The sequence below is a fragment of the Rhizobium sp. BK529 genome (genome assembly GCF_014194105.1).
Classification (GTDB): Bacteria; Pseudomonadota; Alphaproteobacteria; order Rhizobiales; family Rhizobiaceae; genus Rhizobium.
Genome location: NZ_JACIAU010000001.1, coordinates 3,028,484 through 3,042,168 on the forward strand (window position 1 = coordinate 3,028,484; position 13,685 = coordinate 3,042,168).

Genomic DNA, 13,685 nt, shown 5'->3' on the forward strand with positions numbered 1-13,685 from the left:
AATGCCGGGCTTTAGAGAGGTTCAATATTATCTCGCCGGCATCTGGTTGCTAATCAAGCTCGATCCGCGCGGTTTTCGCTTCCTCGATATATCGGACCGCGGCGTCAACCGTTCCTTCTGGGCAATCGTCTGGTGCTTGCCACCGACAGGAATTTCCTGGCTCGCGTTGCGTAACGGCTATCTCAGATCGATGCCGCCGGAGGCTGATGTAAGCTATCCCTTCTATTTTCGGCTAGGGCTTATCGAACTTAGCAACTGGATCGTGCCGCTGATCTTTGTTGGCCTGCTGCTGCTTGCTTTGCGCATGGGGGAGCGTTTCGCGCCTGTCGTCGTCGGCGTCAACTGGCTCAACGTGCCGCTCGCCTACATCAACGGATTGTTGCTGGCACTTGTCTTCTTCATCCCGAGCTTGATCGACATCGTGCGATTGCTGCTGCTCGTTTTGGTGCTGGCTCAAATTTTCGTGCTGACACGCGTTCTAAGAATGATCTGCCACGGGCAAGTCCTGATGGTCAGCGCGCTAACTCTGGCGCTGATAGTGCCGTCGATGATCGTGTCGGATTATCTGTTCAACTTCCTCAGCATATCCTCAGGGTAATCAGCGCGGATTGACGACTTCACCGTCCTCCTTGATGAATATTCCGACATCGGGATTGGGAAAAATCTCCGGCACGGCTTTGGGCGGGTGGCAGGCTCACGCCCCTCTCCATCACCACGATCGGTCGGTTTATCGGATGCGGGTCATCGCCAACCTATTGCGCGACGTGCCGCATGCGGGATTATGATAGATCGTCACCGTCATCGTTTTCATCCCCCTCTTTGCGGCGATCGGTAATCACCTCGGGATAGTCAACCTGCATGAAATAGAGCCCGTCCGGCGGCGCCACAGGTCCGCAGGCCTTGCGATCGCGTGCGTCGAGGGCCGCCCGCACATCGTCAGGCGTCCACTTGCCCTCGCCGGCGAGCTTCAGAGTTCCGGCGAAGGAGCGAATCTGATTGTGCAGGAAGCTCTGAGCGGTGGCGCGGATCTCGACCAGTTCGCCGTTACGCGTCACATCCAGCCGGTCGAGCGTGCGCAGCGGGCTGCTTGCCTGACAGTGCGCTGAGCGGAAGGTGGAAAAATCGTGCCTGCCGACGAGCGTCTGGGCTGCAGCATGCATGGCCTCGTGATCGAGCACCTTCGGCACCCACCAAGCCTTGCCTGCTTCCAACGCCAGCGGCGCCCGGCGACTGATGATGCGATAGAGATAATGCCGGCGAAGCGCGGAAAAGCGGGCGTCGAAGAATTCGCTCGCAACTTCTACATTCAGGATCGCCACCGTTTCGCCAGCGAGCTTCAGATGGGCGTTCAGCGCATTCTGCAGCTTGAAGGGTGACCAGTCCTTCGAGAGGTCGGCGTGGATGACTTGCCCCATAGCATGAACGCCGGAATCGGTGCGCCCGGCGCCACGGACGGAAACGGTATCGCCTGATGCCGAGAAAATCGCCCGTTCAATCGCGCCCTGCACGGACGGTCCATTGTCCTGTCGCTGCCAGCCGACATAGGGGCCGCCGTCATATTCGACGATCATGCGGTATCGCGGCATCAGGCGAGCCTCGTACCCGCAGCAAGCGGCGTACCGCGCAGGAAGTCGGCAGCGGCGAGCGGCTTGCCACCGGCTTTCTGAAGCTTTGTGAGGCGGACGGCGCCTGCGCCGCAGGCGATCACAAGATCGTCCGTCAGAAGCGTGCCGGCTGCCCCCTCACCCGTCGCGAGTTCTGAGCCGAGCACCTTGACGCGTTCCATCTTGCCGTTGCTCTCAAGTTCGAACCAGGCACCTGGGGACGGTGCGAGACCGCGAATATGATTGTGGACGTCCTTGGCGTCGCGGCTAAAATCGATGCGCGTTTCCGACTTATCGATCTTGGCGGCATAGAGCACGCCTTCGGCCGGTTGGGGGGTGAGCGGCAGGTCGTTCATCTCCAGCTTGACCATGGCTTCAGCCATCGCCTTCGCGCCTGTTTGCATAAGCCTGTCATGCAGTTCGCCGGCTGTCATATTGGGACCGATCTCGACTTCGCGCGTCAGCGCCACGTCGCCGGTATCGAGACCCTTGTCCATCTTCATGATCATCATACCGGTCTTTGTATCGCCGGCCATGATCGCCCGCTGGATGGGAGCGGCACCGCGCCAGCGCGGCAGTAGTGAGGCATGGCCGTTGTAGCAGCCATACCGCGTGCCATTGAGGATGGCTTCGGGCAACAGTAGACCATAGGCGACGACGACGCCGACGTCAGCGCTCAGCGCACGGAAGCGCTCACGCTCCACGGAGTCTTTGAAATTAACCGGCGTGAAGACCGGCAGGCCGAGCAGTTCGGCCGCCTGATGCACCGGCGATTTCTGAAGATCGAGCCCCCGTCGTCCGCCGGGTCGCGGTGGCTGGGTATAGACGGCGACGATCTGGTGGCCGGCTTCGACGAGCAGGCGCAGCGTCGAGACGGAAAAATCGGGCGTGCCCATGAAAACGATACGAAGAGACATTCTATCTCGCCAATTGAGGATCAACCGTCTTCAAACGGTTTGCCGGCTTACAATCAAGCCCGCTCGAAATCTATCGTATCACCGCTGCTATTCGGTTCAGAGCGCCTTGGATTTTGCAGCCTTGGTGAACTTCTTGATCACCATGTCGCGCTTCAGCCGCGAAATGTGATCGATGAAGAGCACACCGTTCAGGTGATCGATCTCATGCTGCAGGCAGGTCGCCAGAAGGCCATCCGCCTCTACGCTCTGTTCCTTGCCTTCACGGTTCAGATATTTGACCGTGACCTTCGCAGGGCGCTCGACTTCCGCATAATAGTCGGGAATGGACAGGCAGCCTTCCTCATAGACGGAGCGGTCTTCCGAGGAACTGACGATCTCCGGATTGATGAAGACGAGCGGCTGCTTCTCCTCACCTTCCTTTGCGAGGTCGATGACCAGCATGCGGCGCGGCAGACCGATCTGGATCGCGGCAAGGCCAATGCCTGGCGCGTCATACATAGTTTCCAGCATGTCGTCGGCCAGACGCTGGAGATCGGCGTCGACCCGTTCGATCGGCTTGGAAACCTGACGGAGGACGGGATCGGGAAGAATGATGAGTGGCTTGATGGTCATGGCGTTCCCATAACGCATCTTTTCACGCTAGGGAATCATCCGCCGGGCAGGGATTGCGGTTTTTTGCAGCACCTGCCCGAATTTTTCTCTCGATTACTCAGGCCGCGCGGCGAGCGGCAGTGGTACCCTGCCGGCTTTCGGCGCGCGCGCGGAAACGCTGCAGCAGTTCGACGAGGTTTTCGACCTCATCTTTCAGCCTGCGGGTTTCGGCCGAGGTACGCTCCACCATGCTGGAATTCTGCTGGGTGATCGTATCCATGTTGCGGATCGCGATGCTCACCTCGTTCACGCCCGTCGCCTGATCGCGGGCAGCGGCGGCGATATCGGCGACGAAGCGATTGATGATATCGATGCGGCTGATCATGTCACTCAGCGCCTCCCCGGTGCTGCTGACGATGTTCACACCTTCGTTCACCTGCGTCGAGCTTTCCGAAATCAGGTTCTTGATCTCCTTGGCAGCATCGGCCGTGCGCTGAGCGAGCTGGCGGACTTCCTGTGCGACGACGGCAAAGCCCTTGCCGGCATCACCGGCACGTGCGGCCTCGACACCGGCATTCAGCGCCAGCAGGTTCGTCTGGAAGGCGATCTCGTCGATGACGCCGATGATCTTGGCGATCTCGGTGGAAGACTTCTCGATGCCTGCCATGGCGGAAACGGCGCTGGTGACAAGCTCGCCAGAGTTCTTGGCCTTCTCCTGCGTTTCACGAACGGCACCGGATGCCTTCTCGGCATTGGCGGCGGTCTGGCTGACGCTGACGGAAAGCTGCTGCAGCGCCGCCGAGCTTTCCTCGACACCAGCTGCCTGCTGAGCAGTACGCAAGGCGAGATCGTCGCCGGCCTTGGAGATCACATCGGCGCCTTCGAGAATGTGACTGGAGGTCGTACGAACAGAGGTGAAGCCCTCACGGAGCGCGCTGACAGCCCTGTTGTAGTCTTCGGCCATTCCACGGAAATTGCCCGGCAAGTCGGAAGGAATCGTTGCTTCGAGGTCCCCACGCGACAGAGCTTCGAGACCACGGCGCAGATGCTCTAACGCTAAGGCCTGATCGGCTTCGGCACGAACCCGCTCATCCTCCAGCAAACGACGCTTTTCGTCGAGCGCATCCAGATAGACCGAGATCGAATAATCCATGTCGAGCATTGCTGCCTTAATGACTGCCGTCAGCTTTTCGGCAAGCGCCTTTCCCTGTTGGCGGGCAAAGAGAGAGGGCCATTGCCTTTCCATCAGACCGCGGACGAGATCCGACATGACCAGCGCATAGCCGCCAATATACCAGCGCGGCTCCAGGCCGATACGGGCATGGGTGCGGCCGACAGCTGTGACGCCGTTCACATAGCTCTGGTCGAAATTGCCGCCTGAAAGATTGCCCCAATGTTCCTGCTGGCGCTTTTTGGCGTGGCCCATATGCGCTCTGTCTGAAAAGAAGCCAGAGACAGCCGGCGTTTTAGCAAGCTTGTTGTAAAACTTGTCCAGGGCACCGCCGAGGAGCTCCGAGATCGTCGGGCGCAGTTCCCGCAGGTTCTTGCGTGCCTCGTCGTCGAGCTCAATGAAGTCAAGGCGCTGCCGGAGGGCATTGTCGGTCTGCTGGGAAGTCATGGGGGATCTCTATCTGGCGCGAATGCGGAGGGATAACGGCGCCAGATTTGGCGAATATGGTTGAGCAATCGTTAAACGCATCGCTAATTTTTCTTCTGTTACAGCGAAGTAGCCGAAAGCAGGCGAAAATGCCAACGTGGATTGTTCACGTTTTGATCTGGATATCGCTGGGCATTTTGTTATGGTGCGATATGACCATGACACCCGACTCACTCACCATTTCCTTGCCCATGCTGAGCCCTGGCGTGCTTGCGATCGCCGGCGGCGCGCTCGCCGTCATCATTCTCGTGACGATTGTGTTTGCGCTGCGCAATGCCGGCATTCGTCGCGAGGAAGCAGAAGAGGCCAATCTTCGCGCTATGGAAAGCGAAGCGCGCATGGCCGAGCTTCTGAAGATCCAGGCCGAGATGCAGGGGCGCATCTCGACGATGGCCGAGGTCTTCGGCTCGAGGCAGGCCGAACTCAATCAGGCAATCAACCTGCGGCTCGACGGCATGTCGCAGCGCATGAACTCAACGTTGACCGAGCAAACGAAATCGACGCATGATAACCTGCAAAAGCTGCAGGAGCGTCTGGCTGTCATCGATGCGGCCCAAAGCAATATCCAGACGCTCGCCAAGGATGTCGTCGGGCTGCAGGCCATCCTCTCCAACAAGCAGACGCGTGGCGCCTTCGGTCAGTCGCGCATGGAGACTATTGTTGCCGACGGTCTGCCCATTGGCGCCTATGCCTTCCAGCAGACGCTTTCCAACGGCTCACGTCCGGACTGCACGATCCGGATGCCGAACGGCGCGCCGCCGCTGGTCATCGATGCGAAATTTCCGCTCGAAGCCTGGAACGCAATCCGCGATGCCGGTGGGCCTGACGACAGCAAGCTTGCCGCCCAGCAGTTTCGCCGCGACATGGAAGTGCACATAAAGGACATTTCCGACAAATATCTGATCCAAGGCGAAACGCAGGATACCGCTTTCCTCTTCGTTCCATCGGAATCGATCTTCGCCGAAATCCATGAGAATTTCGAAGCGATCGTGCAGAAGGCGCATCGTGCGCGCGTCGTCATCGTCTCGCCTTCGCTGCTGATGCTGTCGATCCAGGTCATCCAAGCCGTGCTGAAGGATCAGCGCATGCGGGCGCAGGCGCATGTCATCCAGGGCGAAGTCGCGCTTTTGATGGATGACCTCGGCCGGCTGGACGAGCGCGTCCGTAAGCTGCAGGGACACTTCTCTCAGACGCAGCGCGACGTGGACCAGATTATCACCTCTGCGGACAAGCTCACGAAGCGTGGCGCAAAGATCGAAGCACTGGAATTCGAGGCGGGTGGCGACGGCAAGCCGGTGCGCGAGAATGAGCCGCCACCAAAATCAGTCGAAAGCCGGACCGGCCTGCTCAAGCTCAGAGTGGTTGACGAGGAGTAATCGCTTCGGCAGTGTCGCGACCCAAACAAGGGACGGACATTTCATGATCACAGTTTTTGGCTCCATCAACATGGACCTTATCGCCACCACAGAGCGCCTGCCGAAGCCGGGCGAAACAGTTGCAGGTAACAGCTTTGCGACGGCTGCCGGCGGCAAGGGTGCCAATCAGGCGCTCGCCGCCCGGCGCGCAGGCCGTTACGTCCATATGGCGGGCGCTGTCGGCAAGGACGCATTTGCCGAGGGTGCGCTTGAACTTCTCGACAGCGCCGGCACCGATCTTTCCCGCGTCAGCCATGTCGAGGGGCCGACGGGCACCGCTCTCATTCTCGTCGGTGGCGATGGTGAGAACATGATCGCCGTCATCCCCGGCGCGAATGGCAAGGTCAGCGGTGACGATGCCGAGGCTACCGTCGGCGCCATGAATGAGGGCGATATCCTCATGCTGCAGCTCGAGATCCCGGTTGAAGCGGTCGAGCGCGCACTTGCCGTCTCTCGCGCCAAGGGTATCACCAGCATTCTCAATCTCGCTCCGCTCATCCCGGATGCGCCGCGTCTGGGGCGGCTGGCCGATATCGTCATTGCCAATGAGACCGAGTTCGAGCGTCTGGCTGGACAGGAGAATATGAGTGCCAGCGATCGTGAAGCGGCGTTGAAGCGGCTGCATGCGGAGACCGGCCAGACCCTGATCGTCACACTCGGGGGGGATGGTGTCATCGCGATCCGGGACAGTCAGATTTCCCGTGCTCAGGGCCTCGTCATCGAACCAGTCGATACAGTCGGCGCGGGCGATACGTTCTGCGGCTATTTCACCGCAAGCCTCGACGAGGGTCTGGATTTCAATTCGGCCCTGCGTCGCGCAGCAGTCGCCGGCTCGCTTGCCTGCCTGAAACCGGGCGCGCAGCCGTCGATCCCGCTCGCAGCCGAAGTCGCAGACAGAATATAATCCATTCCAGCTGCGAACATTCGAAGAAACACCACCCCCAGTTTTAGGGTGGTGGTCCGGTTTTGCTGTCAAAGCCCGGCAAATTTCATTCAAATTTAAGAGGTTTCTGACGATCCTTCTCAAGATCGCACCTCGTCCCTCTTCGAGGCGGTTCAACCCTATAGCTGCTCCATGACGGAGCGTGCCTTATCCGCTGTGCCGAAGAATGGCCGTTCGGCTCGTCCTTGCCCCGAGGAACACATGTTCGTTTTCAGAATGAAATCGCTTGCGGCGAAGCTCATTGTCATCACCGGTGCCGCCATCGCGCTGGTGCTCGTCGTTTCGAACCTTTTCCTGATCGATCAGACCCGTAACCGCGTCCAGACGCTCACGCTGGATCAGGCCAACTCGGAAGCCAAGTCGATCGCCAATGAGATCGCCGCCAATGTCGGCGAGCTTGCGAGCGCTGCCCGCACCATGTCGGGGGTCGTCGGACGCGGACATGAAGGCAAGATCCTCGACCGCAAGGGTATCATCAGCATTCTGAAAGCCAACCTCGAACAGAACGCCTTTGCCTTCGGCAGCTGGTTCTGCGAACAGCTTGGCGCTTTCGACGGCAAGACCACCGAGATCGCCAACAACAATGACGAGGGTACCAACAAGGCTGGCGCCTTCACGCCCTATTGGTCGAAGACCAAGACCGGCGATATCCAGTTTTCGACCTTCGACAATGACTATACTGCAGAATGGTGGAAGCTTGCCGCCGATAGCGGCAAAGGTGCTATCACGGCTCCTTATCTTGCCGAAGGTACGGACGTTCCGACGCTCTTGACCTCGATCGCCTATCCGGTCATGTCGGGCGGCAAGATGATCGGCGTGGAAGGTGTCGATATCTCGCTCAAATCACTGACCGACAAGGTTCAGGCACTGCGTCCTTTCGGCTCCGGCCGGGTGACGCTGATCGCCCAGAACGGCAACTGGATCGTCGCGCCGGTCCCGGACCTGATGTCGAAGCCTTATGGCGACAACCCGGGTGCTGCCGATGTGAAGGCTGCGCTTTCCTCCAAGCAGATCGGCCTCGTCAAGAACCTGAGCTTCGACGGTCTCGATCCCTTCGATCGCGTTATCTATCCCTTCTCGGTTCCCGGCCTGAACGCCACATGGGTCGTTCTGGTCGACGTTCCGCACACGGCAATGAATGCGCCGGTTCAGGACCAGACCTTCATGATGATCATCAACGGGATCATCGTACTCGGTGCTGTGCTGCTTGCCCTCTACTTCGCCGTCCGCACGCTGGTTCAGCGTCCGCTCGGCGGCCTCGTCACCAGCGTTAAGGCGCTCAGCGACGGCAGATATGATGAGGCGGTCGACGGTCAGAACCGTGCCGACGAAATCGGCTCAGTCGCCAAGGCTCTCGAAGGTTTCCGTTTTGCGCTCGCCGATACGCAGCGCCTCGAGGCCGAGGCCGACAGCCAGCGCCTTGCCGCCGAAGCCGAACGCGGTCGCTCGGAATTGGAACGCCAGCAATCAGTCAACCTGCAGCGTCACATCGTCTCGATCGTCGGCGCAGGCCTTTCGGAACTGTCGCAGGGCAATCTCGGTCATCGCATCACCGAGGATTTCCCTGGCGAATACGGCAAGTTGAAGCAGGACTTCAACGCCGCTCTGGCAAGCCTCGAAGAAACCATCAACACGATGAACCTCAGCGTCGTCAATATCGGCTCAGGCACCGGCGAAATCAGCAACAGCGCCTCCGATCTTGCCAAGCGTACCGAGCAGCAGGCGGCAAGCCTGGAGGAAACCGCAGCGGCCCTGAACGAGCTCACGGCCCAGGTCAATTCCAGCGCCGAGAACGCCCGTACGGCGGCCGACAATGTCAACCTCGCCTGCGAGGATGCAGAGAAGTCCGGCGAAGTGGTGCAAAAGGCAATTGCCTCCATGCACGGCATCGAGCAATCTTCGACGGAAGTCTCGCGCATCATCGGCGTCATCGACGAGATCGCCTTCCAGACCAATCTTCTCGCTCTGAACGCCGGTGTCGAAGCAGCACGCGCCGGCGAAGCCGGCAAGGGCTTTGCGGTTGTCGCACAGGAAGTCCGGGAACTCGCCCAGCGCTCGGCAAACGCTGCCAAGGAGATCAAGACACTCATCAATACCTCGGCCGTTCAGGTCAAGGAAGGCGTCGATCTCGTCGGACGCGCCGGAGACACGCTGCACAAGATCGCCGAACAGGTGATGGGCATCAACGGCCTCATCCGCCAGATTTCGGCCTCGGCCAGCGAACAGGCCATCGGCCTGAAGGAAATAAACCAGGCCATGAACCAGATGGACCAGGTCACCCAGCAGAACGCCGCGATGGTGGAAGAAACCACCGCGGCCAGCGTGACGCTGAACGACGAAGCTCAGACGCTGAAGGCACTGGTCGCCCGCTTCCGTATCTCCAGTCAGGGAAATGCCGCGGCACTGCGTTCCACAGCGCAGCAGATGCGCACACCGGCCTCTGCACCGGCACCACGTGCTCCGGCCCCGGCACCGCGCCGGGTCGCTGCACAGTCTTACGGCTCGGCCGCCGTTGCTCAGGACAATTGGGAAGAGTTCTGATTGCTGATTATCTGACAAGAAAAAGGCGCTCGATCACTCGGGCGCCTTTTGCGTTTCGGCTAAATCTCCAGCGATCAGGCGGCGTTCGACGTCTGCTCCTCATTCAGGAAGGCATAAATCGCCGACGCGGAGTCGGTCGCACGCAGCTTGGCAACCAGATCGTGGTCGCGGAGCACGCGAGCGATGCGTGAAAGCGCCTTCAGGTGATCGGCACCTGCACCTTCCGGCGCCAGAAGCAGGAACACCAGATCGACTGGCTGGTCATCCAGCGCTTCGAAATCGACCGGCTGTTCCAGCCGGGCAAAGATGCCGACGATAGAGTGGATGTTGGTGAGCTTGCCGTGAGGAATGGCGATACCGTTGCCGACGCCGGTCGAGCCCAGACGTTCGCGCTGCAGGATCACATCGAAGATTTCCCGCTCGGAAAGCCCCGTAATCTTGGAGGCTTTTGCTGCCAATTCCTGAAGCAACTGTTTCTTGGAATTTACCCTGAGGGCGGGAATGATCGCATCCTGGTGCAGCAAATCTGCCAATGCCATTTCTTTTTCCTTCTGTCGCCGAAACCAAGCGTCCGAGGGAACGGCGTCTTGCGATGTTCCCCCGTCCTGGTCTCAGCCTTTGATATTGGCCGAATCGATCCAGCCAATATTTCCGTCGTGACGACGGTAAACGATGTTGAGCTGCTCCTTGCCGGGGCTGCGGAACAGGAGAAGCGGCTCGTCGGTCATGTCGAGCGCCATAACGGCGGTTGCGACGGACATCGTCTTGAGCTGCTTCGTGCTTTCAGCGACGATTGCCGGAGCAAAATCGTCCGGGACTTCGTCTTCGTGATCGGGAACCGCGTCCATGACGGTGTAGGCCACTTCTGCGAAGCCATTACCGTTCAGATGGTTTCCGGCATGGTGATCCTTGAGCTTCCGCTTGTAGCGGCGCAGGCGCTTCTCGATACGCTCGGATGCCGCATCAAAGGCAAGCTGCGGGTCCATGGCTTCGCCTGCCGCATGCAGCACGACGCCGCTATCGAGATGAAGCTTGCAATCAGCGGAAAAACGAGAGCTCGATTTTTCCACGATCACCTGACCGGAATACCCCCCGTCGAAGTATTTCGTGACGGCTACACCAATTTGGTCCTCGATCTTTTGACGGAACGAGTCACCAATTTCCATATGTTTACCGGATACACGCACACTCATGGAGTTTCCCTTCTTATGTAGTTTGCGAGTATCAGTTTACGCCAAGCCTCAAACTCATCCAAGCACTTCGCGCAATCTCAAGCAAGATGAGCTCAAGTCTGCGTGTCCCTGGCGCCCTGAGGATGATGGGGATAATGTCCGGATGCCGTTCTGCTCCGATTGCGGCGGGCTTCTAGCGACAGGCTCCCGGAAAGTCAAGAGCCCGGCAAAGCGAGGCCCAGTCCACGCGGAAAGCGTGCAGCGAAAATCCCAGGGAATGGGGCGTCTCTGCGGTCAACAGTTCGCAGCGGCGAACATTGGCTCTCCCCTAAGTTGCGGCTAGAAACTGGCCACCTTGGCCAACGCGCGCTTTTCCCTGCGGCGTTGGACGGAAGAGGCGATGTTCATAGCCTCGCGATATTTGGCAACCGTACGGCGGGCGAGATCGATGCCACCGCTCTTGAGCATATCGACGATGTCGTCGTCGGAAAGCACCGCATCGGGGCTTTCCTGCATGATCAGCGTGCGAATCTTGTGGCGAACCGCTTCAGCCGAATGGCTGTCACCACCCTCAACGGCGCCGATCGAAACCGTGAAGAAATATTTGAGCTCGAAGAGGCCACGCGGCGTCAGCATGTATTTGTTTGAGGTTACGCGGCTGACGGTCGATTCATGCATCTTGATCGCCTCGGCCACTGTCTTCAGGTTTAGCGGCCGCAGATGATCGACGCCGTGCAACAGGAAGGCATCCTGCTGACGCACGATTTCGCTCGCCACCTTCATGATGGTCTTGGCGCGCTGGTCGAGGCTGCGCGTGAGCCAGTTGGCGCTTTGCAGACATTCGGAGAGGAAGGCATAATCCTCACCGTTCTTCGCCACGCGTGAAAAATAGGACTGGTTGATGAGGACCCGCGGCAGCGTATCCGGATTGAGCTCCACCAGCCAGGCGCCATCCGAGGAGGGGCGAACCACGACGTCGGGCATTATCGCCTCGGAAACGCCAGCCTCGAAACCGCTGCCGGGCTTGGGATTGAGCTGACGGATTTCCGAGAGCATGTCGAGTAGGTCTTCCTCATCGACGCCACAGAGGCGTTTCAGGGTAACGAAGTCGCGCCTTGCCAAGAGCTCGAGATTTTCGACGAGCGCTTGCATAGCAGGATCGTAGCGATCCTTCTGACGAAGCTGAATCGCCAGGCATTCGGCGAGATTGCGGGCGAAGACACCAGGCGGATCAAGCGTCTGCAACGCGGCCAGCACACGCTCGATATCTTCGGCATCCGTCCCGAGACGTTCGCCCGCTTCCGCCATATCCGCCTGCAGATAGCCGGCATCGTCGAGCTGATCGACGAGATTTTGGGCGATCAGGCGATCGGCCATATCCGGCAATATGAAGGGGATCTGCTGAGCAAGGTGGTCTCGCAAAGAGACCTGACCGGCGACGAAATCATCGAGATCGTAATTGTCCGTGCCGTCGGTGCTGCCCGGCATCGACTTCCACTGGCTGACAAGTTCCGGCGCATCAAGCCGCTGTGGCGCGCCGTCATCCGGGAAGACATTGGTATAATTGGCGTCGAGTTCGTCGCTCAGCCGGCTCGAGCTGCCATTGTCGTACCAGTCGCCAGACAGGGTTTCGCCACGGTTCTCATACTCGCCATCGCCCGCATCATCCGCCTGCTGGGGATATGGTTCGTCCGCAGCCTCGCGTTCACCGGACTCCCCCTCGCTCGACGGAAATTCCAAAAGCGGGTTCTTCTCCACTTCCTGGGCGATGAACTGGGTGAGTTCCACATACGTCATCTGCAGCAACTGGATGGATTGCATCAGTTGCGGTGTCATCACCAGGGACTGGTTCTGTCTCAGAAAAAGATTAGCAGACAGGGCCATGGCGGACGCGAAACTCCCTCGACTCCTCCAGGAAACCGTGTCCGGCTAGGGCTTCGGGCCACGGAAATCCGAGTTGGCCCAAAAATTGCTTTTTTATCCTATTTGGTCAAGCGGAACCTATGACGCGACTGTAATTTCCTACCGCCCAGGACTGGTTTAGAGACTGAAATTGTCGCCCAGATAAAGCCGCCGCACTTCCGGATTGTTGACGATGTCGTTCGCACGCCCATGTGTCAGCACCTCGCCGGCATGGATGATATAGGCCCGGTCGATCAATCCAAGCGTCTCACGCACATTGTGGTCGGTCACCAAGACACCGATGCCGCGGGCCGTCAAATGGTGCACGAGGTTCTGAATATCCGCGACCGAAATCGGGTCGACGCCGGCAAAGGGCTCGTCGAGCAGCATGAAGGTCGGGTCGGTTGCAAGCGCACGGGCAATTTCGAGGCGACGCCGCTCGCCACCGGAGAGAGCCACGGCCGCACTCTTGCGCAGCTTCGAGATATGAAACTCCTCAAGCAATTCGTCGAGCTTGCGTTCCCGCGTCGCCTTGTCGTTTTCATGAACCTCGAGGACGGCGCGGATATTCTCCTCAACCGTCAATCCGCGAAAGATCGAGGCTTCCTGCGGCAGGTAGCCGACGCCAAGGCGCGAACGACGGTACATCGGCATCGTCGTCACGTCATTGCCGTCGATCTCTATGGTTCCCTCGTCGACAGGCACGAGGCCGGTAATCATGTAGAAGCAGGTGGTTTTACCGGCACCGTTCGGCCCCAGTAGACCGACTGCCTCACCGCGTCGCACTACGAGTGAAACGCCATTGACGACACGCCGGGTCGCGTAGGTCTTGGTCAGACCACGCGCGATCAGCGTGCCTTGATAACGGGCCCTGTCGACAGGAGCCGCGGCGACTTCCGGCGCGGCTCTGCCAGACTTGGTGGATAAGGAGAATAACTTCACG

At 59.3% G+C, this 13,685-nt stretch carries 12 protein-coding genes and 1 pseudogene; 4 read left to right on the plus strand and 9 right to left on the minus strand.

The genetic code is table 11. The features are described 5' to 3' along the window. Nucleotide 1 precedes the first annotated feature (1 nt). Nucleotides 2-598 carry a hypothetical protein gene (locus FHX08_RS15205; RefSeq protein WP_132652841.1) on the plus strand — a complete coding sequence of 199 codons (597 nt, stop codon included), beginning with the start codon at nucleotides 2-4 and terminating at the stop codon, nucleotides 596-598. Between the two features lie 138 nt (nucleotides 599-736). On the opposite strand, the pseudogene FHX08_RS31455 reads toward FHX08_RS15205, so the two are convergent. From FHX08_RS31455 to FHX08_RS15225, 5 genes and pseudogenes are all read right to left on the minus strand, one after another. Beyond that, nucleotides 737-802 (minus strand): annotated as a pseudogene (locus FHX08_RS31455) (arsenate reductase (glutaredoxin)); the annotation flags it as partial. Next, the gene (truA, locus tag FHX08_RS15210) at nucleotides 780-1,586 is read right to left on the minus strand and encodes a tRNA pseudouridine(38-40) synthase TruA (RefSeq protein WP_132652842.1); all 807 of its coding nucleotides are present in this window, start codon (nucleotides 1,584-1,586) and stop codon (nucleotides 780-782) included. The pseudogene FHX08_RS31455 and the gene truA, both read right to left, overlap by 23 nt. Then, nucleotides 1,586-2,521: a methionyl-tRNA formyltransferase gene (gene fmt, locus FHX08_RS15215; protein ID WP_132652843.1), complete on the minus strand. Its 936-nt coding sequence runs from the start codon at nucleotides 2,519-2,521 to the stop codon at nucleotides 1,586-1,588. The genes truA and fmt overlap by 1 nt, the downstream gene beginning before the upstream one ends. A gap of 96 nt (nucleotides 2,522-2,617) precedes the next feature. Continuing rightward, on the minus strand, nucleotides 2,618-3,133 hold the full coding sequence (gene def / locus FHX08_RS15220) for a peptide deformylase (RefSeq protein ID WP_132652844.1): 516 nt from the start codon (nucleotides 3,131-3,133) through the stop codon (nucleotides 2,618-2,620). Between the two features lie 97 nt (nucleotides 3,134-3,230). Then, the gene (locus tag FHX08_RS15225; RefSeq protein WP_132652845.1) at nucleotides 3,231-4,730 is read right to left on the minus strand and encodes a globin-coupled sensor protein; all 1,500 of its coding nucleotides are present in this window, start codon (nucleotides 4,728-4,730) and stop codon (nucleotides 3,231-3,233) included. 191 nt (nucleotides 4,731-4,921) lie between these two features. On the opposite strand from FHX08_RS15225, the gene FHX08_RS15230 reads away from it, so the two are divergent. The 3 genes from FHX08_RS15230 (at nucleotide 4,922) to FHX08_RS15240 (ending at nucleotide 9,668) form a co-directional block, all read left to right on the plus strand. Beyond that, nucleotides 4,922-6,145, plus strand: coding sequence for a DNA recombination protein RmuC (locus tag FHX08_RS15230; RefSeq protein WP_132652846.1), 1,224 nt, complete (start codon nucleotides 4,922-4,924; stop codon nucleotides 6,143-6,145). Between the two features lie 43 nt (nucleotides 6,146-6,188). Then, the gene (locus FHX08_RS15235) at nucleotides 6,189-7,088 is read left to right on the plus strand and encodes a ribokinase (protein ID WP_132652847.1); all 900 of its coding nucleotides are present in this window, start codon (nucleotides 6,189-6,191) and stop codon (nucleotides 7,086-7,088) included. A 240-nt stretch (nucleotides 7,089-7,328) separates the two neighbouring features. After that, nucleotides 7,329-9,668 carry a methyl-accepting chemotaxis protein gene (locus FHX08_RS15240; protein WP_132652848.1) on the plus strand — a complete coding sequence of 780 codons (2,340 nt, stop codon included), beginning with the start codon at nucleotides 7,329-7,331 and terminating at the stop codon, nucleotides 9,666-9,668. A 74-nt stretch (nucleotides 9,669-9,742) separates the two neighbouring features. Here the strand turns inward: FHX08_RS15240 and ptsN are convergent, their stop codons facing one another. The 4 genes from ptsN to lptB all read right to left on the minus strand — a co-directional run bounded on the left by ptsN (nucleotide 9,743) and on the right by lptB (nucleotide 13,684). Then, on the minus strand, nucleotides 9,743-10,207 hold the full coding sequence (ptsN, locus tag FHX08_RS15245; protein ID WP_132652849.1) for a PTS IIA-like nitrogen regulatory protein PtsN: 465 nt from the start codon (nucleotides 10,205-10,207) through the stop codon (nucleotides 9,743-9,745). Nucleotides 10,208-10,279: 72 nt separating this feature from the next. Next, entirely contained in the window at nucleotides 10,280-10,861 is a 582-nt protein-coding gene (hpf, locus tag FHX08_RS15250) for a ribosome hibernation-promoting factor, HPF/YfiA family (protein WP_132652850.1), read from the minus strand. Nucleotides 10,862-11,179: 318 nt separating this feature from the next. Further along, the gene (gene rpoN, locus FHX08_RS15255; protein ID WP_132652851.1) at nucleotides 11,180-12,724 is read right to left on the minus strand and encodes an RNA polymerase factor sigma-54; all 1,545 of its coding nucleotides are present in this window, start codon (nucleotides 12,722-12,724) and stop codon (nucleotides 11,180-11,182) included. Nucleotides 12,725-12,880: 156 nt separating this feature from the next. After that, nucleotides 12,881-13,684 carry an LPS export ABC transporter ATP-binding protein gene (gene lptB / locus FHX08_RS15260; protein ID WP_132652853.1) on the minus strand — a complete coding sequence of 268 codons (804 nt, stop codon included), beginning with the start codon at nucleotides 13,682-13,684 and terminating at the stop codon, nucleotides 12,881-12,883. Nucleotide 13,685 lies beyond the last annotated feature (1 nt).